At 50.5% G+C, this 20,184-nt stretch carries 18 protein-coding genes; 8 read left to right on the top strand and 10 right to left on the bottom strand.

Annotated elements, in window-relative coordinates:
- From ACN28R_RS22440 to ACN28R_RS22415, 6 genes are all read left to right on the top strand, one after another.
- Positions 1 to 756, top strand: coding sequence for a phage tail protein (locus ACN28R_RS22440; protein ID WP_095835513.1), 756 nt, complete (start codon positions 1 to 3; stop codon positions 754 to 756).
- Entirely contained in the window at positions 756 to 1,637 is an 882-nt protein-coding gene (locus ACN28R_RS22435) for a tail fiber assembly protein (RefSeq protein WP_095835512.1), read from the top strand. The genes ACN28R_RS22440 and ACN28R_RS22435 overlap by 1 nt, the downstream gene beginning before the upstream one ends.
- A 12-nt stretch (positions 1,638 to 1,649) precedes the next feature.
- A complete protein-coding gene (locus ACN28R_RS22430; protein WP_183096787.1) occupies positions 1,650 to 3,299 on the top strand; it encodes a hypothetical protein in 1,650 nt (549 codons plus the stop codon).
- Positions 3,296 to 3,490, top strand: a complete 195-nt coding sequence (locus tag ACN28R_RS22425) for a hypothetical protein (protein WP_095835511.1) — start codon at positions 3,296 to 3,298, stop codon at positions 3,488 to 3,490. Before ACN28R_RS22430 ends, ACN28R_RS22425 begins: the two co-directional genes overlap by 4 nt.
- Complete coding sequence (locus ACN28R_RS22420; protein WP_121514205.1) at positions 3,480 to 3,698, top strand: hypothetical protein; 219 nt, start codon at positions 3,480 to 3,482, stop codon at positions 3,696 to 3,698. Before ACN28R_RS22425 ends, ACN28R_RS22420 begins: the two co-directional genes overlap by 11 nt.
- A 264-nt stretch (positions 3,699 to 3,962) precedes the next feature.
- Positions 3,963 to 4,856: a LysR family transcriptional regulator ArgP gene (locus tag ACN28R_RS22415; protein ID WP_048637406.1), complete on the top strand. Its 894-nt coding sequence runs from the start codon at positions 3,963 to 3,965 to the stop codon at positions 4,854 to 4,856.
- An 11-nt stretch (positions 4,857 to 4,867) separates the two neighbouring features.
- On the opposite strand, the gene ACN28R_RS22410 is transcribed toward ACN28R_RS22415, so the two are convergent.
- From ACN28R_RS22410 to tkt, 10 genes are all read right to left on the bottom strand, one after another.
- Positions 4,868 to 5,593 carry an oxidative stress defense protein gene (locus tag ACN28R_RS22410; RefSeq protein WP_072065835.1) on the bottom strand — a complete coding sequence of 242 codons (726 nt, stop codon included), beginning with the start codon at positions 5,591 to 5,593 and terminating at the stop codon, positions 4,868 to 4,870.
- A 163-nt stretch (positions 5,594 to 5,756) separates the two neighbouring features.
- Positions 5,757 to 6,371, bottom strand: a complete 615-nt coding sequence (gene argO, locus ACN28R_RS22405) for an arginine exporter ArgO (RefSeq protein ID WP_048637404.1) — start codon at positions 6,369 to 6,371, stop codon at positions 5,757 to 5,759.
- A gap of 318 nt (positions 6,372 to 6,689) precedes the next feature.
- Entirely contained in the window at positions 6,690 to 7,544 is an 855-nt protein-coding gene (gene mscS, locus ACN28R_RS22400; RefSeq protein ID WP_095835510.1) for a small-conductance mechanosensitive channel MscS, read from the bottom strand.
- A gap of 131 nt (positions 7,545 to 7,675) precedes the next feature.
- Complete coding sequence (gene fbaA, locus ACN28R_RS22395) at positions 7,676 to 8,755, bottom strand: class II fructose-bisphosphate aldolase (protein ID WP_048637402.1); 1,080 nt, start codon at positions 8,753 to 8,755, stop codon at positions 7,676 to 7,678.
- 122 nt (positions 8,756 to 8,877) lie between these two features.
- Positions 8,878 to 10,041 carry a phosphoglycerate kinase gene (gene pgk / locus ACN28R_RS22390; protein WP_048637401.1) on the bottom strand — a complete coding sequence of 388 codons (1,164 nt, stop codon included), beginning with the start codon at positions 10,039 to 10,041 and terminating at the stop codon, positions 8,878 to 8,880.
- 72 nt (positions 10,042 to 10,113) lie between these two features.
- On the bottom strand, positions 10,114 to 11,130 hold the full coding sequence (gene epd, locus ACN28R_RS22385) for an erythrose-4-phosphate dehydrogenase (protein ID WP_048637400.1): 1,017 nt from the start codon (positions 11,128 to 11,130) through the stop codon (positions 10,114 to 10,116).
- Positions 11,131 to 11,560: 430 nt separating this feature from the next.
- Positions 11,561 to 12,637 (bottom strand): ABC transporter ATP-binding protein, encoded by a 1,077-nt coding sequence (locus tag ACN28R_RS22380; RefSeq protein WP_048637399.1) that lies wholly within the window; start codon positions 12,635 to 12,637, stop codon positions 11,561 to 11,563.
- Entirely contained in the window at positions 12,630 to 14,399 is a 1,770-nt protein-coding gene (locus ACN28R_RS22375; protein WP_048637398.1) for an ABC transporter permease, read from the bottom strand. The genes ACN28R_RS22380 and ACN28R_RS22375 overlap by 8 nt, the downstream gene beginning before the upstream one ends.
- A gap of 81 nt (positions 14,400 to 14,480) precedes the next feature.
- Positions 14,481 to 15,569: an ABC transporter substrate-binding protein gene (locus ACN28R_RS22370; protein ID WP_048637397.1), complete on the bottom strand. Its 1,089-nt coding sequence runs from the start codon at positions 15,567 to 15,569 to the stop codon at positions 14,481 to 14,483.
- 368 nt (positions 15,570 to 15,937) lie between these two features.
- Complete coding sequence (tkt, locus tag ACN28R_RS22365; RefSeq protein WP_048637396.1) at positions 15,938 to 17,932, bottom strand: transketolase; 1,995 nt, start codon at positions 17,930 to 17,932, stop codon at positions 15,938 to 15,940.
- Positions 17,933 to 18,273: 341 nt separating this feature from the next.
- Between tkt and loiP the strand changes: the two genes are divergently transcribed.
- Together loiP and ACN28R_RS22355 are read left to right on the top strand one after the other, a co-directional pair.
- Positions 18,274 to 19,032: a metalloprotease LoiP gene (gene loiP / locus ACN28R_RS22360; RefSeq protein ID WP_048637395.1), complete on the top strand. Its 759-nt coding sequence runs from the start codon at positions 18,274 to 18,276 to the stop codon at positions 19,030 to 19,032.
- 474 nt (positions 19,033 to 19,506) lie between these two features.
- Entirely contained in the window at positions 19,507 to 20,127 is a 621-nt protein-coding gene (locus ACN28R_RS22355) for a LuxR C-terminal-related transcriptional regulator (RefSeq protein ID WP_082153020.1), read from the top strand.
- Positions 20,128 to 20,184: the final 57 nt, after the last annotated feature.

Genomic DNA, 20,184 nt, shown 5'->3' with positions numbered 1-20,184 from the left:
ATGTATCACTTGGATAATGATTCCAGCGTTGTCGATATGCCCCAAACGGCCCCGGTATTATTTACCGAGCGCCGTTGGTTTACCGAGGGCGGTGACGGTATTCAGCCGAGTTACCCTGGCGCTGACTGGTTTAATATTATTCAAGCTGAAATGATGAATGTTTTAGCATTGGCTAATATTACCCCAGATAAAAATCAGCATGACCAGTTCGCCCAGGCAATTCGTTTTTTTTCGTCTGATTATATGTTGATGCCCGGTATTCCCTTGCCTTGGACTCGCACAACCATTCCCGCCCGGTATGGAAATAGGTATGCGTTTATGGTTGGGCAATCATTCAGTGGACTGGCGTACCCTTTATTAGCGGAAGCCTACCCCGATTTAATCATTCCAGACATGATCGGCATCACGATAAAAGGGACGCCACCAGGGCGTGATCCATTGAGTTATGAGGCTGATGGTGTAATCAGCCACACGCATGGCATTGAGATTGATAACACTGATTTGGGCACAAAACAGACGACGGAGAACGGCGCACACGTTCATACGTACGGTGTAACCGGTGATAATTTTTCTATTGATAACATCTATCGGGAAACAATTACTGACGGGAATAATCGGTCAACAAGTTCAGCCGGTGCCCATATACATAATCTTGTCCTGGGTGCTCATAAACACTTGGCCACAATACTGGCAACGGGTAACACCGAAAACACGGTAAAAAATCGGGCGTTTAACTATATTGTGAGGCTGTATTAATGGATAAGTTTGAATTTTCTGGTGATCCACGCAGCATATGGATTTATTCATATGATGAAACCGGCGTCTATGTTGGAAATAGTTTTTATTTTATCCCTCCATATACGGGCTTACCTGCTAATACCACTCACATCCCGTGTGAACCCGCTGCTGGAAAAACTGGTGTATTTAATGGCGAGTCATGGAATTACGTTGATGATAGTCGCGGTACGCAATACTGGAATCCTCGTGGCGTTGGCTTTGTTATTTCCACTATTCAGGAATCATTACCTGATTGGGCTATTCTGACGCCGCCGCCAGCGCCGGATGATGGCTATGTATTGCTGTTTGTTGATGATGAATGGACGCAAATTGAAGATAAAACCGGCCAGGCTTATTACGATAGAAACGGCAATAAAAACCTTGTCCCAAATGCCTATTTCACGCTCCCTGATGGCTATACATTCATGGCACCACCAGACGCTAAGCCCACGTTCGTCACGCAATGGGACGGCAACGAATGGGTTTATGTGAAAGACTTGCGCGGTCAGGTTGCCTATTCCACCGAAACTAAAGCTGCGCTTGTTATTTCTGAACTGGGGCCACTGCCCGCCGATTATACGCTATTAGTCCCTGGGCAATTTGATGAATGGGACGGCAGCGCATGGGTAAAAAATGAAGAAAGCGAACACGCCTATTACGTTGATCTTGCTGAACGTCAAAAGGCCAGACTATTAACGGCCGCCACGGAACAAATATCTATTCTGACGTATGCAGTTAATAACGGAATCGCCTCAGAAAGCGAAACAACCGCATTACCATTGTGGGAGACGTACCGCGTCGAATTAAACCGCGTTGACACGTCTACCGCCCCTAATATCACTTGGCCAGAAAAACCTTAAGGAGTCGCTATTATGTGGCATTTAGACAATCAAAGCGCCGTTCCCGAAATGCCAGAGCCGAAACCTCGTCAAAGCAATAGCCCGCGCTGGTTCGGTGAAAGTGAGATGGAAGGTGGTATCAGTTGGCCAGGTGCGGACTGGTTTAATATTATTCAGGCTGAGTTGTTGAATGTTTTACGAAAAGCGAATATTGATCCGGATAAAACAACGCTTTCCCAATTAAGTGACGCCATACACAAGCTCGGTGATGCAGCTCTTAGAGGAGACCTTGCCGACGGTTCTGGTACGGAACTAGCGGGGTTTGAAAAAACGAATGCATATAATGTATTGAAATACATTGCTACCAGAAAGGATTTAGGCTTGCCTTTCCCTGTCGCCGCTGGTTATGAAAATGATGGTGAGCAAATAATGTTTGCCCTCAAGAAGGACGATGAAGAAATCTTGCTACGTGGTGGATTATATGCCGGGAAAAAACTTTTCGGTATACGTCGTAATGCCTGTGTAACCTCTTTTCGAGGTGGCCCGGAAGAGCAAGGGCGTTGGAATAGCCAGGTCACTGGTGTGGCAAATAATTTACAACTCGCGTCCTATGGTTCTCCTGATAAAGTTGGCGCATATGGAGATATAGCCGGGTCTATTGAAGAAACATATCAGGCATTATCAAATGTTGTTAGCTTTACCAATGACGGGTTTATTACTGACAACCCAGATGTATTAGAAAAAGCTAAAGTTGGGATGATTGTTGTAACGGATTCCACACCAAAAAAATGGAATATTATTAAAGATATAAATAAGGAAACCGGCCTGATTACAGGCTGGGATAATTGGGCTACGGCAACAGCGTACGTCATGCCGTCTTCAGGTGAAAAAGTTCAAGTTGACCCAGAGGGCAAACTTTGGACACTAAATTACAACCTCATTTTGAGAAATGGTGGAAGAGCTAAAACAGGCGTGGTCGCGGAGCTTGGCATTATAAATCAAAATGGCCAGCAGCAAGGCGTAGTTGGCATTGATATAGTAATATTGCCTGGTTCGACGTCTGGTGGTGACACCGCATTGGTTTTGCGTGGAGCAAATAAAACCGGTGAGCGCTGGTTACAATCTATCTCCTGCCGACATTACACCAACTATGGTATCGCATTTTATAATAGCGGTATCGGTCTAGCGTTAGCGGATATTATGTGTAACGGTGACGCCGTTAGTGGTATTGAATTTCAAGCAAAAAACACGGTCTTTTCGATGCGGTGGCGGCTTGGTGGTGATGGAATCTATGCGGAAAACACCGTGACAGCATTTAACCCTCAAGGGACTGTAATGCGACAAGGTGTATTAAACAGCGTTATTACAACTGATGCATCAATGTCTCCATCAATAAAATCGTATCGATTGAACACAGGGAGTGAAACGTCATCAACGCCCAAAATTATTACATTGCCAGATACTGCAGGAATCATCGCAGGACACGAACAGTATCTCAAGTGCTACGGAAATGCGCCGATCACTTTTAAAACATACGGTTCTGCGACTGTTTTAAATGTTCCAGACGGTAATGTTGCAAACCCACCCGTTGGGAATGGCACAGCAACCGTAACGTTTTACCCTGTTGCTGGGGCCGAATATAAATTGGATTGGGATGGTAACTCTTGGAGAATCTGGGGATGACTATTAAATATGAGATTGAGGGTAGTACGCTTTTCTGTTTTATTACGGAAGATAATGGACTTATGTTTCAGGGGGATATGGACATTTCTGGCTTTGGAGTGGTGCAAGTTGAAGCAGCCAAAAATGATGCTCTTGCAAAAGCGGAGTTAACTAAAAAAAACTGGTATGAGGGTAATGAGAATGAGCAATAAATGTTTTGGGCCAGTCGTTACAGTCCCTCAATTAACCCCGCTATCTAATGCATTAAATTCAGCGGCGTGGAAGTTGTGGGAAGGGTTGTCATCTCACGGTATGATAAATGGGGCTCAGTTCAATGCTATGAAAGGAATTCTCGCACAGGCTATTGATGTGTATCTGAGGGAGACACTGGAAGATAGCGTTGATAAAAAAGCATCCTAACAACGCGCCTGCCGCGCATGCGCTTAATGATATGACAAGAAAAACCGTTTATTATGCGAATATATGCGGTTTTTCTTTTTTTGTGGTTCCAATTCTCATTTTTCTTGGCGCGCTACAGCGGGTAAGTCCCTTAGCAAGGCTACGTCCGCGAAATAGCCCGCGCGTTTCATAAACCAAAATCCGGGAATAAGATTTCTGCATGGTAAAACTGCAAAATGTGGCATAGTGAAAAAAACTGACGTCACTCAGGGGATTTTTACTTTCATGAAACGCCCGGACTATCGAACGCTGCAGGCTCTGGATGCCGTAATCCGCGAGCGGGGCTTTGAACGCGCAGCGCAGAAATTATGCATAACGCAATCGGCCGTATCCCAGCGCATTAAACAACTGGAAAATCTGTTCGGTCAGCCATTGTTAGTCAGAACGATTCCGCCCCGCCCCACCGAACAGGGACAGAAACTCCTGGCGTTATTGCATCAGGTTGAACTGTTGGAAGAGGAATGGTTAGGGAATGAAACCAGCAGTGATATTCCGCTGCTGCTGTCGTTGGCGGTTAACGCCGACAGTCTGGCGACCTGGCTGCTACCGGCGTTGCAGCCGGTGTTGGCGGATTCGCCTATTCGTCTGAACCTGCAGGTGGAAGACGAAACCCGGACGCAGGAAAGACTGCGCCGCGGTGAAGTGGTGGGGGCCGTGAGTATTCAGCCGCAACCGCTGCCAAGCTGCCTGGTCGACAAGCTGGGCGCCCTGGACTATCTGTTTGTTGCCTCACCGGCTTTTGCGGCCCGCTATTTCCCCAATGGCGTGACGCGCTCCGCGCTGCTGCGCGCGCCGGCGGTCGCGTTCGATCACCTTGATGACATGCATCAGGCATTCTTACAGCAAAACTTCGATTTATCGCCCGGCAGCGTGCCGTGCCATATCGTGAACTCTTCGGAAGCCTTCGTGCAACTGGCCCGTCAAGGCACAACCTGCTGCATGATCCCGCATCTGCAGATTGAGCGAGAGTTAGCCAGCAATGAGCTGATCGATCTGACGCCGGGACTGCTTCAGCGCCGGATGCTCTACTGGCACCGCTTCGCCCCGGAAAGCAGGATGATGAGAAAGGTGACTGATGCCCTGCTGGCGCATGGGCATCAGGTTTTGCGGCAATCTTAAATGCCGTTCATTCAGGGATTGCGCTGAAGTTCAAATACCACATCGACCTGATCGTCAAAGTGAATGGTTTGCTGCTCGTAAGTCTGAGCAGCTTCGCTCTGTACCGCCACATCAGCCGCTTTAAACATCCGAGCCATCGGTACGGGTTGATAGTTGGTAACGTGATAGCGAATGCTGTAAATGGGTCCAAGGGTGGTATTAAATCCCTTGGCTAGCGATTGAGCCTGACTGGTTGCCTGCTCAATGGCTTTCTGACGCACCTTATCACGGTAGACATCGGGATTGGCAACGCCCAGATCGACGGTGCGGATTTCATTCAGCCCCGACTTCAATGCGCCATCAAGCAGCTCATTCAGCTTATCCAACTGGCGCAGCGTAACCTCGACCTGACGCACGGCACGATACCCTTTCAGCACGGACCCGCCGGTTTTCAGGTAATCATATTCCGGCTGAGTGCGTAAGTTGGCCGCATTGATATCCTTTTTCTCAATGCCGTTTTTACCCAGGAAATCAAAATACTGGGCGACTCGGGCATCAACCTGTTTTTTCGCATCGGCGGCATCTTTGGATGACACGCTGACTTCAATCGCCAAACGCGCAATATCCGGCGTCGCATCAACGCTGGCCGTTCCCGAAGTCACAACATGCGGACCATCCGGTAATTCTGCGGCCTGACCGAACATCGGCAAAGTGCTTAAACCGACCATAGCAGCTAATGTCAGGGCTCTTAGCTTCACAATGACTCCTTTATCTATATTTTTTCTGAAACGGTCATCAGACCGCTTTACCGTCGCTGTGTTTCCCGTACCGACGGTAAGTTCTGTATGCCGGGTAACATAACGTATTGCTGACACAACAAAATATAGGTGAATTTCCGAAACCCGTGTAAAGCAATGTAATTTATTGCCAGCCATGCCGGGCCAGCTGTAATGCAATCCCCCACATCACCACGCCGACAAACAGGTTAATCGCACGCTGCACGCGCGGCGTGTTCAACCACGGAGACAACCAGGCCGCCAGCAGCGCCAAAGCAAAAAACCATAAGAACGACGCCGTAACCGACCCCAGCGCGAACCAACTGCGCTCCGGGCCGGCGAATTGACTCCCCAGACTCCCCAGCACGACAAACGTATCCAGATAGACATGCGGATTAAGCCAGGTGACGGCCAGCATCGTGGCAAGAATGCGCCAGCGGCTCTGCTTCATCATTTCAGCCTTAACCACCGCCAAATCCTTACTGAATACCGTCTTGAATGCGCCCCAGCCATACCACAGCAGGAAGGCGACGCCGCCCCAGGTAATCATGCCCATCAGCAATGAAGACTGGCTGAGCAACGCGCTGCCGCCGAAGACGCCTGCGCAAATCAACACCACGTCGCTCAACGAACACAAAAATGCAATCATCAAGTGGTACTGCCGCCTAATGCCTTGATTCATCACAAAAGCGTTCTGTGGCCCCAAGGGCAAAATCATCGCCGCGCCGAAAATAAATCCCTGCAGATACACCGCCAACATAACTGCCTGCCTAAAAGAGTGATTGTTAAGATGAACGGCAGTTTATGGAGGGTTTATCATTAATGGAAATTTAACTTTCTAATTATATATTAGAAGCGCTAATGATGATGCGTCATATGCAACGCAGGAAATTGACAAGCGCGCCATCAGGAATAACACGAACAAAAAAACCTGCGTTCCTTATAAATATGATGAGAAAGAGGGGAGCAGAAGATTTATTTTCACCTTTAAAGCCATCACACGCCGTAAAGGGGATATTCATTCAATTAATGTGACAGCGATCCGGGAATTATCTTCCCGGATCAACCGAAGCAGAAATTAGTTAGCTTCCTGCCTGTCGGCATTATACAGATGCACATCCATCTGCGGATACGGGATACCGATACGATTTTCGTCCAACACCCGTTTGAAACTTTCCAACAGATCCCAGTAAACCGCCTGGGCATCGCCATTGGTGCTCCATACCCATACCACAAAATTGAGGGATGACGCCGCCATCTCATTCAAACGAATGGTCACGCCTTTATCGTGCTGGATGCGTTTGTCGGCCGCCACAATGTCGCCCAACAATTTTTTAACCACATCGATATCGGCATCATAGGCCACGCCGACAATAATCTCCGTGCGGCGATCGGGCTCACGCGAACTGTTGATGATATTTCCCGCGATGATTTTACCATTCGGCACCACGATGATCTTGCCATCCGTTGTGCGCAACGTGGTAGAAAAAATCTGAACCTGGATGACCGTTCCGGCGACACCGCCCAAATCAACATACTCTCCCGTACGGAAGGGGCGAAAAATGACCAACAGCACGCCCGCTGCAAAGTTTGCCAGCGATCCTTGCAGGGCTAAACCAACAGCTAAACCTGCCGCACCCAGTACCGCAATCACCGATGCCGTCTGAACGCCGACCCGGCTCAGCACCGCGATCAGCGTAAACGCGATAATGCCATAGCGCACCAGAGCGCACAAAAAATCCGCTACCGTTTTATCAATGGAGCGGCTCACCATCACTCTATTAATCGTTCCCGACACTATGCGGGCGACAATCAGCCCGACCACCAAGATCACTAATGCGGCAACGATATTAACCGCATACTGCAACAAGATATCCTGATGAGTAACCAGCCAACCGGTCGCTTGCTGCACGCCTTCGTTCAGTTCTTCCATACAATAACTCCTGATTCTTACGCTCCCTGACAGAGCCTCGTTTTCACACCAAAAACCGCAATCTGCGGCAAAACCTGTATAAAATTAAGGCCCCCGTAGGAGCCTTAGCGATAGACCTTTAAGAATCTTAGTTAAAGAACATCGATTGCGTTCAGTTCTTTAAAGGCTTTTTCCAAACGAGCTACCATGGTGCCTTGTGCGGCACGCAGCCATGCACGCGGATCGTAGTATTTCTTGTTCGGTTTGTCGGCGCCTTCCGGGTTGCCCAGTTGGGCTTGCAGATACCCTTCGTTTTTCTTGTAGTACTGCAGAATACCTTCCCAGGTTGCCCACTGGGTATCGGTATCGATGTTCATTTTAATAACGCCGTAGCCTACTGCTTCTTCAATTTCAGCAGCGGTAGAACCGGAACCGCCGTGGAATACGAAGTTCAGGCTATTGTGCGGCAGGTTGTATTTTTTAGAGACATAGTCCTGAGAGTTACGCAGGATTTTCGGCGTCAGCTGCACGTTACCTGGCTTGTAAACACCGTGGACGTTACCGAAAGAAGCGGCAATAGTGAAACGCGGGCTGATAGCATTCAGTTTTTCATAAGCGTAAGCCACGTCTTCCGGCTGAGTGTACAGCGCGGAGTTATCCAGATGGCTGTTGTCCACGCCGTCTTCTTCACCGCCGGTGCAACCCAATTCGATTTCCAGCGTCATATCCAGTTTCGCCATGCGAGTCAGATATTTGCTACAGATTTCGATGTTTTCTTCCAGAGATTCTTCAGACAGGTCGATCATGTGAGAAGAGAACAGCGGTTTGCCATGTGCAGCGAAGTGTTTTTCACCGGCGTCCAGCAGTCCGTCGAGCCACGGCAGCAGTTTCTTGGCGCAGTGGTCGGTATGCAGGATAACCGGCACGCCGTAGTATTCGGCCATCTGATGAACATGATGCGCCCCGGAGATCGCGCCCTGGATAGCAGCCTGCTGCGGAACGTCGGATTTCAGCCCCTTACCGGCGATAAATGCAGCACCGCCGTTAGAGAACTGAACAATCACCGGCGAGCGCACTTTAGCTGCGGCTTCAAGCACGGCATTGATTGAGTCGGTACCGACGCAGTTGACTGCTGGCAGAGCGAATTTGTTTTCTTTTGCTACTGCAAAAACTTTCTGAACATCATCACCAGTGATGACACCAGGTTTTACGAAATCAAAAATTTTAGACATGTTACGTGTCCTGTTTCGTTGGCCGTGGGGTTAGAAAAATCGATCGTTAAATCGATAGCTGTCCCGACATGATTGACGGAACAGCCAAGGCTGAAGCAGTAAACTGCGCTCAGCCTGAAACATTACTGTTTAGCGCGTTCTTCCAGCATAACTACCGCAGGCAGTTTCTTCCCTTCAACGAATTCAAGGAAAGCGCCGCCGCCGGTAGAAATATAGGAAATTTTGTCAGCGATACCAAACAGGTCAATCGCCGCCAGCGTATCACCACCGCCGGCGATGGAGAATGCCGCGCTGTCTGCAATCGCTTTGGCGACAATTTCAGTGCCTCTACGGAAATTCGGGAACTCAAACACGCCGACCGGACCATTCCACAGAATGGTTTTAGCGTTTTTCAGAATGTCTGCCAGGCGCTCTGCGGAAACATCGCCCAGATCCAGAATCTGCTCATCGTCTTTAATTTCAGTGACGGATTTCGTGGTTGCGGCAGCCGTTTCAGAAAACTCGGTTGCCACGCGAACATCGGTCGGAACCGGGATATCGCAGGTTTCCAACAGTTTTTTCGCTTCAGGGATCAGGTCCGCTTCGTACAGTGATTTACCGACATTGTGACCTTGAGCCGCAACGAACGTATTCGCGATGCCGCCGCCCACAATCAGTTGGTCGGCAATTTTAGACAGGGAATCAAGCACGGTTAGCTTAGTCGAAACTTTAGAACCGCCGACGATGGCGACCATCGGACGAGCCGGATTGCCCAGCGCTTTGCCCAATGCTTCCAGTTCGGCGGACAGCAGCGGACCGGCACAGGCGATAGGCGCGAATTTACCTACGCCGTGCGTTGAAGCCTGGGCACGGTGAGCGGTACCGAATGCGTCCATAACAAAGACATCACACAGCGCGGCATATTTCTTGGACAGCACTTCGTCGTCTTTCTTCTCGCCTTTGTTGAAACGTACGTTTTCCAGAACAACCAGTTCGCCTTCAGCAACGTCTACGCCGTCCAGATAATCTTTTGCCAGACGCACCGGGGAAGAGAGTTTGTCTTTCAGGTAATTGACAACAGGCAGCAGAGAAAACTCTTCGTTGTATTCTCCTTCGGTCGGACGCCCCAGGTGGGAAGTCACCATCACGCGGGCACCCTGTTTCAGGGCGGCTTCGATGGTCGGCAGAGAAGCGCGGATACGCGCATCAGACGTCACTTTACCTTCTTTTACCGGCACGTTCAGATCCGAACGGATCAGTACGCGTTTGCCGGCTAGATCCAGATCGGTCATCTTAATTACAGACATGGTGAATCCTCTTGTTGATTCTCTTTTAAAGTTGCTTGAGCGAGATATTGACCGTCGATCAATACCGTCGTACTAGAAACCGCAGGCCGCCATCGCCCGTGTTGTATCCAACATTCGGTTGGCGAACCCCCATTCATTATCGCACCAGACCAGCGTTTTAATCAGATGCTGACCACTAACCCGAGTCTGCGTGCCATCGACAATGGCACTATGCGGATCATGGTTAAAATCGGCCGAAACCAACGGCAATTCGGTGTAGTCAACTATACCACGAAATGCCTCATGCGCTGATTTTTGAAAAAGCGCATTAATTTCACTTACGTTTACGGCCTTCTCCACGCTAACGCTCAGATCGATCGCCGTCACGTTAATTGTGGGAACCCGAACGGATATTGCTTCGAAACGATCGAGAAATTTCGGAAAAATTCGGGTGATGCCCACGGCCAGTTTGGTATCCACCGGGATAATCGACTGACCGGCGGCACGAGTACGCCTCAGATCGCGGTGATACGCATCAATCACCGGCTGATCGTTCATTGATGAATGGATTGTCGTTACCGTTCCATTTTCAATACTGAATGCGTCGTCCAGCAGCTTAATTATAGGAATAATGCAGTTGGTTGTGCAGGAGGCATTCGAAACGATGCGGTGTTCGGATTTTAAATTTTGATGGTTAACGCCAAATACCACCGTGGCATCCAGATCGGGCGTTCCGGGGTGGGAAAAAAGCACTTTCTTGGCTCCGGCCGCCAGGTGAGCCTCGCCATCCCCACGGCTGCCATAGACACCGCTACAATCCAACACCACGTCGACGCCCAGTTCGCGCCAGGGCAGCTGCGGAATCTCAGCCTGATGCAACAACCGGATGCAATCATCCCCGACGTACAATTGGTCACACTCCTGACGAACATCCCAGGAGAAACGGCCATGACTGGAATCATATTTGAGCAGATGGGCCATGCCCTCGGCGCTCGCCAGCTCATTGATCGCCACCACCGAGATTTCAGCCCGTCGGCCCGACTCATATAACGCACGTAAGACATTACGACCAATGCGGCCAAAACCATTTATAGCGATGCGTACGGTCATATCTCTCCTGCCAGAATCCTTTACACGATGGCAGACAGAGTAATCCAGCAACCACCTCAGGGGAATCCTCGCACTTCAGAAACTGCAATTGTTGGCTTGATTGTCGAACACCCAACCAACTGAAACGTTTCAGCTATAATAAACGAATTAAGCTGCAAAAGAAATATTCTCACTCGACACTATCCAGAAGAGTGACGCACGTCATAAAAAAACGCCGGAAACGTTTTTTATGACAACCCCATTATTGTAGTGATATCGAGATACGCGGGGCGAGACCACAGAGGGGCGAGGCATTCCTGCTCCTCCCTGTATTTCCCCAAAAATCTAGCAACGCGCTAACGGAAAACCTTACCGGTTCGGAACTGACGTTGACAATGCTTTCCACGTTATCCGCTGTGAAAGCGAACATCTCAAACAATACCGCCCTTTTTTATGGCTGGGCCGAGGGGAAAATCCACAGGTGTTCCGCCGGCAGGGAGAGGCGGTACAACGCGGATTCCCGCACCTCGGTGCCGTAAGCCCGCACCACGAAATCTTCGGCTACCGTGCGGAATAAATACTCCCAACGATCGCCAAGATACATACTGGTCAGCAACGGCAATTCAAGCTGATTCTCTCCGGGCGCGTCGTCCAGGCAGACACGCTCAACACGAATCACCGCCGTCGCCTGCTGGCCGGTTTGTACGCCTTCTCCCGCCAGCCCCCAGAGCGCCCAATCCTTGCCTTCTATCATCGCCTTGCCGTCGCGAATTTCGCTAATCTTGCCATACAGGCGGTTGTTGCTACCCATAAATTCAGCGGTAAATAGGGTCGTCGGTGAACCATACATGTCCTGAGGCGTGCCCTGCTGTTCAATTTTCCCATTATTAAGCAGCAGGATACGATCGGAGATCGCCATCGCCTCATTCTGATCGTGAGTGACTAGCAACGCCGACAGACCAAGTTTGATGATCAGTTCACGCAGAAATACCCGCGCCTCTTCACGTAGCTTCGCATCAAGATTCGACAACGGTTCATCCAGCAGGATCACCGGCGGGTTGTATACCAGCGCTCGGCCGATCGCCACGCGCTGCTGCTGGCCGCCGGAAAGTTGGTGCGGGTGGCGTTTGCTCAAATGACCTAACCCAAGCTGCTCAAGCACCCCCTGCACACGTTGGGTAATTTCTGCCGCCGCTATCTTGCGCAACTTCAGTGGATAGGCAACGTTTTCAAACACGGTTTTATGCGGCCACAGGGCATAAGACTGGAACACCAATCCCAGGTTGCGCTCTTCGGCGGGAATTTCACTGCGCTCGCCGCCATCGTAAACCGTATTGCGGCCGATAATAATGCGGCCCTGCGTGGGTTTTTCCAAACCGGCCACGGCGCGCAACAAGGTGGTTTTACCGCTGCCCGACGGCCCCAGCAGCGAAACCACCTCTCCCCGCATCAACTGCATGGACACCCCTTTGAGTACCGGGTTATCGCCATAGGTCAAATGCAGGTTCTCTACTGAAAGCTCAATCATGTAAACTCACTCCAAAACGTAGGGAAATACCCAACCCCAGCACGACCAACATAATGTTGATAAAGGAGAGCGCGGCGACAATATCAATCGCGCCGGCCGCCCACAGGGAAACCAGCATTGAACCGATGGTTTCGGTCCCCGGAGAAAGCAAATAAACCCCAGTGGAATATTCACGCTCGAAAATCAGGAACATCAGCAGCCACGAACCTATCAGGCCGTAACGCGACAGCGGAATGGTGATGTGACGGGTTATTTGACCGCGGCTTGCGCCGGTGCTGCGCGCCGCTTCTTCCAACTCAGGACCGACCTGCAGCAGCGTTGAAGAAATCAACCGCAGGCCGTATGCCATCCATACCACGGTATACGCCAACCAGACGCTGAAAATGGTACTGCGCAATGAGCGCAGCCAGACGATCCCGTTCGCCCGTAGCCACTCCGCCATCGGCAGCGCCGACAGCCAGCCCTCTTTCAGCGATTTATCCAGCCACATAGGTAAAAACAGAAACACCCACAGGAACGCCAGCCCCGCCAACAGCCCCGGCACGGCGCGCGGAACCAGAACGCTGTAGTCAAGAAAACGGGTCACGCCATCGGGCTTGCGGTGCATGGCTATACCGATAAACAGATAGCAGACCACGGCCAACGCTCCGCCGATCACCCCTATCGCCATTGAGTTGACGATGGCCCGCAGCAGATTGGGCTGCTGCCAAATCGTACGGAAGGTGTTGAGCGATAGTTCATCCCAGAGGGAGACGCCAACGCCCCAATTGGAAATAAAAGCGCGCAACATCACCCCCAGCAGCGGCACGCCTATCGTCACCGTCAACCAGAGCACCACAACGGAACCGGCAACCCAACGCCATTTTCCCAACGGCAACGCATGGGCCTGCGCAGCTTTGCCCTTTACGGTGACAAAGCGGTTGGCAGTGCGCATCAGACGGCGCTGCAGCATAACCAGCGGGATGGTGATGCAGATAAGTACTACCGCCACCGCCGCCATCAAATGATAGGACGGGGTGCCCAGCTTATTGGTGAGTTGATAAAGGTAGGTCGCCAGCACCAAATTGCCTTCGGGATCGCCCAGCACCAGCATCAGGCCGAACACTTCCAGCCCGAGAAAAAACAGCAACACGCAGGCGTACAAAATCGACGGACGAACCATCGGCAGGCTGACGGCGGTCATCACCTGCAGCGGCGAGGCGCCCGCCGTGCGCGCCGCTTCTTCCACATCGGAACCCACGCTGCGCAACGCTGATGAAATATAAAGATAAGCATGGGGAACATGGGTCAGCCCGGCGATCGCCACAATGCTCGCCATCGAGTAGATATTCCACGGCACAAAACCCAACAGCGCCTCCGCCCATAAGGAAAAGAACCCCACCGGCCCGGCCGCCACCACGTAACCGAAACCCAGCACCATCGGTGAAACAAAAATAGGCACCAGAATCAGCGGCTCAATCAATCTGCGGCCGGGTAAATCGGTCCTGACCATCAGAAAAGCCAGAATTCCCCCCAGCGGTATGGCGATGACGATCAATCCGAAGGCCAAAATAAAACCGCTTTTCAACGCCTTATAAAAATCCGGATCGGTAAAAATAAACTGAAACGCCTCCAGGCTGAACACCTTGGAGGGGGCGAAAAACGGGGCGGAAAGAAAACTTTGAATGATGATAAACGACAGCGGTATGTAGATAACCAGTGCGGTTATCAATACCACTACGCCACGCGGCAGGCTCTGCCACTTTCTGCGCCATGCTTTCATAGAAAGCCCTAATGGTGATGAATCGCGATTACCCAGGGATGTGCGCCGGCATAGCCATGCAGGCGCCGCCCGGCCCGATGCTTATTTTGCCGCCGCTGTACGCCACTGTTTGATGTAATCCAGGCGTTTCACCGGTTGCAGGTACTCAAGCAGGCTTTCATCGACCGGGATTGGCTTTAAGGCATCGCCCAACATTTGCGTCATGCCTTCAATATCATTCTTGCCTTCGATATCGTTACGGATGGAAGGAATATCAGCCTGATTGGCAAGAATATTCTGCCCCTTTTCGGACAGCACATAGTTAAACCACAGTTTCGCCGCGTTAGGATGAGAAGCCTCTCTGCTGATAAAGGACACGCGCGACAGCACCAGGGTGTAATCCTTCGGATACACGATACCCAACGAAGGATCCGTTTTGGCTCGCGCTTCGGCATAGGAGCCCAGTATGTTGAAACCAATCAGATTTTCGCCTGATGACACCCTTTCCATCATCGTGCCGGTGGAAGACTGTACCGCCAAACCGCCCTTGGCGACATCAGCCAGCGTAGTGAAATAATTCGGATCCTCCTTGGCGTCCTGCACCGACAACATAAACCCCAGTCCTGACTTTTCAATATCATAGGTGGTGACCTTTCTGTTGAATTTGTCGGTCTGGCTGGCGATGAGTTTTGCCAGATCGGCGTGCGAACCGGGTACGTCTTCCTGCGGGATCAGGCGTTTGTTATAGATAAACACCACCGGTTCGTAGGTGGTGCCATAGGCTTTCTCTTTCCAAACAGCCCATTTAGGCAACTGGCCCTGCTCTGGAGACGCGTATTCCAGCGCATAATCGGTCGCCAGTTTCAGTGCTGTATCCATCGACGAACTCCACAGCACATCGCCGCTGGTGCCGCCTGACGCCTGTTCACTGATAAAACGGTTATACAATTCCGTGCTGTTCATGTCGTTGTATTCGACCTTAACGCCCGGATACAGAGTTTCAAATCCCTGAATCAATGGGCCGGCCGCTTTGGTGTCGGTAGTTGAGTACACGACAACCTTGCCCTCTTTCCTGGCGCCATCAACGATAGCCTGATATTCAGACGGATATCCTGCCGGAAATTCAGCATAGGCGGGGACCGAACCCAATATGGCGATCGCAATTATCACCGTGCCGATTTTTATCAACATACCAACCTCTGATTACATTTTTAGAACAAAATTAACATATAGTTGACAATTATTTTTTAGCAATGAGGTTGGTTTTTTATCTTTCGGTTTTGTGAGACTGGGCGTTTTTTAGACAGCAAAATTTGCAATGCAATTATGTTGTCAGTTAAGCCCGGTTGGCTTTTGGGGAGGAATTCCGTCTGGAGGGCGGCATTTCGCAATGCGCGTCACAAATAGCGCGTGATCTTTAAATACCCGCGTAATCGGCAACGCGTTTCCCTTTGGAAGAGGAAACGCTCGTATGGTCTGACGACTGCGCCAGACCATAATACAACGGCACAGTCGGCATACATCAACTGCCGCCCGTACCGATCATGCGATGACGCATCTTACTTCAATAACGCTTTGGCTTTTGCCACCACGTTATCAACCGTGAAGCCGAACTCTTCAAACAGTTGCTCAGCCGGCGCGGATTCACCAAAGCTTTCCATCCCGACAATTGCGCCGTTCAGACCGACGTACTTGTACCAGTAGTCGGCAATGCCCGCCTCGATCGCCACACGCGCCGATACCGCTTTCGGCAATACGGCTTCACGATAGGCTTCATCCTGTTTGTCAAATGCGTCGGTTGACGGCATGGACACCACGCGAACCTTATGCCCTTCGGCGGTCAGCTTGGCATAAGCGCCGACAGCCAGTTCGACTTCGGAACCGGTGGCGATCAGGATGACATCCGGTTGACCGTCGCTGTCTTTCAGCACATAGGCGCCTTTCGCCACATCAGTCAATTGCTGCGCGCTGCGTTCCTGTTGAGCCAGATTCTGACGCGACAGGATCAATGCGGTCGGGCCATCCTTACGTTCAATGGCATATTTCCATGCCACCGCCGTTTCAACCTGATCGGCCGGACGCCAGGTACTCATATTCGGCGTAACGCGCAGGCTGGCTAACTGCTCAACCGGCTGGTGGGTCGGGCCATCCTCGCCCAGGCCAATAGAGTCATGGGTATAGACGTAAATGCTGCGAATTTTCATCAGCGCCGCCATGCGAACCGCATTACGGGCATATTCCACAAACATCAGGAAGGTGGCGGTATAAGGGATAAAGCCGCCGTGCAGCGAAATACCGCTGGCAATCGCCGTCATGCCGAACTCACGCACGCCGTAGTGGATGTAATTGCCGCCGGCGTCCTTATCCAGCGACTTCGAACCGGACCATATCGTCAGGTTGCTTGGCGCCAGGTCGGCGGAACCGCCCAGGAATTCCGGCAGCAGTTTACCGTAGGCTTCCAGCGCATTCTGCGAGGCTTTGCGGCTGGCGATTTTCGCCGGGTTAGCTTGCAACTGCTCGATGAATTTCTGCGCATCAGCCTGCCAGTTATCCGGTAAATCACCATTGGTACGGCGTTTAAACTCGGCAGCCAGCTCAGGATAAGCGCTGGCGTAGGCAGCAAAGGCTTCATCCCAGGTTGCTTCTTTACGCTTGCCGGCCGCTTTCGCGTCCCACTCGGCGTAAATTTCTGCGGGGATCTCAAACGGCGGGTACTTCCAGCCCAGCTGTTCGCGGGCCGCCGCGACTTCGCTATCGCCCAGCGGCGCGCCGTGGACGTCGTGCGTACCGGCTTTGTTCGGCGAACCGAAACCAATTACCGTTTTACACATCAGCAGCGATGGTTTATCGGTAACCAGTCGGGCTTCGTTAATGGCGCGTTTAATCGCATCGGCATCGTGACCGTCTATGCCACGGACGACGTGCCAACCGTAAGCCTCAAAACGGGCGGCGGTATCATCGGTAAACCAGCCTTCTACGTGACCGTCAATGGAGATGCCGTTGTCATCGTAAAATGCAGTCAGTTTGCCAAGCTTCATGGTGCCGGCCAGCGAACAAACCTCGTGAGAGATCCCTTCCATCATGCAGCCGTCGCCCATGAAGACATAGGTGTGATGATCAATAATTTCATGACCCGGACGGTTAAACTGCGCGGCCAGCGTTCGTTCGGCAATCGCCATGCCTACCGCGTTGGCAATGCCCTGCCCCAACGGACCGGTCGTGGTTTCTACGCCTGGGGTGTAACCATATTCAGGGTGACCGGGGGTTTTGGAATGCAATTGACGAAAGTTTTTCAACTCTTCAATCGGCAGATCATAACCAGTGAGGTGAAGCAGGCTATATATCAGCATTGAAGCGTGGCCGTTGGACAGCACAAAGCGGTCGCGATTGGCCCAATGCGGGTCGGCAGGATTATGGTTGAGGTAATCACGCCACAGAACTTCGGCGATATCCGCCATCCCCATCGGGGCGCCCGGGTGACCGGATTTAGCTTTTTGCACACCATCCATACTCAGCGCACGGATAGCATTGGCGAGTTCTTTACGAGAGGACATGCTTTACTCCAGATCGGATTGAACAGATGTCTTATTAGACATACGATTATTAATCAACATGTTAGCCAAGAAAGGCGCAGGAAATATGACTATAAATGTACATGAAAATCAAGGCGAATGCACACGGAACCGTGAGCAAAAACGGGGGATTTGGCCGCTGACTTATCCGTCTCGCTTTTTCCGGATCGCAGACTATCAGCCGTAATGCCGCAGGCTGATGCCTCATCGGGAAATAACTATCGGATATAAATCAGAATTATGACCTGTTACCCGACAATATTTTCAGTTATGTTTGCTGCGCTTTTATTTTTTATATACCACTATCGTAGGGAGATGATGTTATGACACCTCGTATTTCTTTGCCTTTGCTGGCGCTAAGTATTAGCGCTTTACTCGGCGGTTGCCAGAATCTTGACTCCAGCGCATTACTACAGTCCGGCGCTCAGGCGTTTCAGGCCGCCACGCTGACTGACGAACAGGTAAAAACGCTGAGCAACCAATCCTGCGAGCAAATGGATAAAGAGGCCCAGATTGCCCCCGCTAATAGCGCGTACACACAGCGTCTGAATAAAATTGCGGATGCGTTAGGTCACGATATTAACGGCACGCCGGCCAACTATAAGGTTTACCTGACAAAAGATGTAAACGCCTGGGCGATGGCAAACGGATGCATCCGTGTGTACAGCGGCCTCATGGATATGATGACGGATAACGAGGTCGAAGGCGTTCTGGGCCATGAAATGGGCCACGTTGCGCTAGGCCACACCCGGAAAGCCATGCAGGTGGCTTACGCCGCGACGGCGGCTCGTTCCGCAGCCTCTTCCGCCGGCGGCGTTGCGGCATCGTTATCACAGTCTCAACTTGCCGATTTGGGAGAAAAACTGGTTAATGCGCAGTTCTCTCAGGTACAAGAGCAACAGGCTGATGATTATTCGTTCGATCTGTTGAAAAAACGCGGGCTCAAACGGGAAGGATTGGCCACCAGCTTTGAGAAACTGGCCAAGCTGGATGCCGGGCGTGAAAGCAGCATGTTTGATTCCCATCCCGCATCGGAAGAACGGGCCAAACATATTCGTGAACGGATTGCGGCTGAAAAGTAATTATTTAGCCATTTCATAGCGTAAACACGGCAGGTGATTTATCTATCCGGCATCTGATATGGTCAGGTGCCGCTATACCAATGATGCCCTGCCGCCGTCATGTCAGGCCGCGACATCATATAAAACGCGACGCCGTTAAACGATAATCCACCGATCTCCGCCAGTTTAAAAGCCAACGTTGTCTTTTCAGTAAAGTTGAATGAGGCGGGCGAATAGGCTAGATTCATCCGTTTTAAAGATAGTAATAGCTTTACAAATCAAGCATACTATCGTACTTACATAACCTTGAAGTTTTACCCAACATAATCATAAAGATAAATTATTTTTCCATTTTTATGCTTTTCAAGATAACCCGGTTATAACTATCTTATAAGTTTTTATCTTTAACATTTCAATAACGGTTGAGCGGCATTGACGGCGTTAGCCCCTATTGGGTTTATGTTCTTTTAAATAATCGTTTATGTGTTAAAACTCATGGATGTCAGAATCTTCAGCAAATGTCATTTCACAACCGTAGGCTTGCAAGAAGTCCTTTCCAGCATTCCTGCACTCGATGTGAGATCCTCTACCAGGTTTACCCTTTCCCAGAGAAAGACAACCTGTCTCTTTATCATTGATGGCGGTAGTGAAGGTTTTGAGGAGTATTACGAATCAGTAAGAACGCTTTTTTACAATATGACGTTAGCGTTCGTTATCATCAATAGTTCCCCCCATCATGCGCCCGTGTGCATCAAAGACAAAACTATTCTTATTTCCAAGTCATCACCGATAGAAGTTTTTTATCGTTTTCTGGATTCCATACTTACTCATAATCAAAATTTATTCACTCCCGTCAGATTATCCAAGTCAGAATATGCCATTTTTCAATATTGGATTTCAGGCCACCCCGTTGAATTAATATCAGAAATCATTGGCCTGAATAAAAAGTCCGTATTGAACAGTAAATCAAGATTATTGAATAAATATGGCGTTCAGGACAAAAGCTCATTAATACTCATTGCGAGAATTCTCTTTAGGGAGAGCCTGATTGGAGAAGAGTCAACTCACGCAACAGAGCCGACAAAAGACACCGATGCGATGGATTCTCTAGCGTAATGCAAAAAAAAGGATGTGCGCCGGCACATCCTTCATCAATATATTCCGGGGTATAAG

This window comes from Brenneria goodwinii (genome assembly GCF_002291445.1).
Lineage (GTDB): Bacteria > Pseudomonadota > Gammaproteobacteria > Enterobacterales > Enterobacteriaceae > Brenneria > Brenneria goodwinii.
Note: the sequence above shows the minus strand (reverse complement) of the source record. Positions and strands in the feature narration are given on the sequence as shown.

Bases quoted from the DNA above. Each gene is read 5' to 3' on its own strand.
- fbaA (WP_048637402.1), bottom strand. From the start codon at position 8,755: ATGTCTAAAATTTTTGATTTCGTAAAACCTGGTGTCATCACTGGTGAT.
- ACN28R_RS22355 (WP_082153020.1), top strand. From the start codon at position 19,507: ATGGATGTCAGAATCTTCAGCAAATGTCATTTCACAACCGTAGGCTTG.
- epd (WP_048637400.1), bottom strand. From the start codon at position 11,130: ATGACCGTACGCATCGCTATAAATGGTTTTGGCCGCATTGGTCGTAAT.
- pgk (WP_048637401.1), bottom strand. From the start codon at position 10,041: ATGTCTGTAATTAAGATGACCGATCTGGATCTAGCCGGCAAACGCGTA.
- ACN28R_RS22425 (WP_095835511.1), top strand. From the start codon at position 3,296: ATGACTATTAAATATGAGATTGAGGGTAGTACGCTTTTCTGTTTTATT.
- ACN28R_RS22435 (WP_095835512.1), top strand. From the start codon at position 756: ATGGATAAGTTTGAATTTTCTGGTGATCCACGCAGCATATGGATTTAT.
- loiP (WP_048637395.1), top strand. From the start codon at position 18,274: ATGACACCTCGTATTTCTTTGCCTTTGCTGGCGCTAAGTATTAGCGCT.
- ACN28R_RS22375 (WP_048637398.1), bottom strand. From the start codon at position 14,399: ATGAAAGCATGGCGCAGAAAGTGGCAGAGCCTGCCGCGTGGCGTAGTG.
- argO (WP_048637404.1), bottom strand. From the start codon at position 6,371: ATGTTGGCGGTGTATCTGCAGGGATTTATTTTCGGCGCGGCGATGATT.
- ACN28R_RS22440 (WP_095835513.1), top strand. From the start codon at position 1: ATGTATCACTTGGATAATGATTCCAGCGTTGTCGATATGCCCCAAACG.
- mscS (WP_095835510.1), bottom strand. From the start codon at position 7,544: ATGGAAGAACTGAACGAAGGCGTGCAGCAAGCGACCGGTTGGCTGGTT.
- ACN28R_RS22370 (WP_048637397.1), bottom strand. From the start codon at position 15,569: ATGTTGATAAAAATCGGCACGGTGATAATTGCGATCGCCATATTGGGT.
- tkt (WP_048637396.1), bottom strand. From the start codon at position 17,932: ATGTCCTCTCGTAAAGAACTCGCCAATGCTATCCGTGCGCTGAGTATG.
- ACN28R_RS22415 (WP_048637406.1), top strand. From the start codon at position 3,963: ATGAAACGCCCGGACTATCGAACGCTGCAGGCTCTGGATGCCGTAATC.
- ACN28R_RS22380 (WP_048637399.1), bottom strand. From the start codon at position 12,637: ATGATTGAGCTTTCAGTAGAGAACCTGCATTTGACCTATGGCGATAAC.
- ACN28R_RS22420 (WP_121514205.1), top strand. From the start codon at position 3,480: ATGAGCAATAAATGTTTTGGGCCAGTCGTTACAGTCCCTCAATTAACC.
- ACN28R_RS22430 (WP_183096787.1), top strand. From the start codon at position 1,650: ATGTGGCATTTAGACAATCAAAGCGCCGTTCCCGAAATGCCAGAGCCG.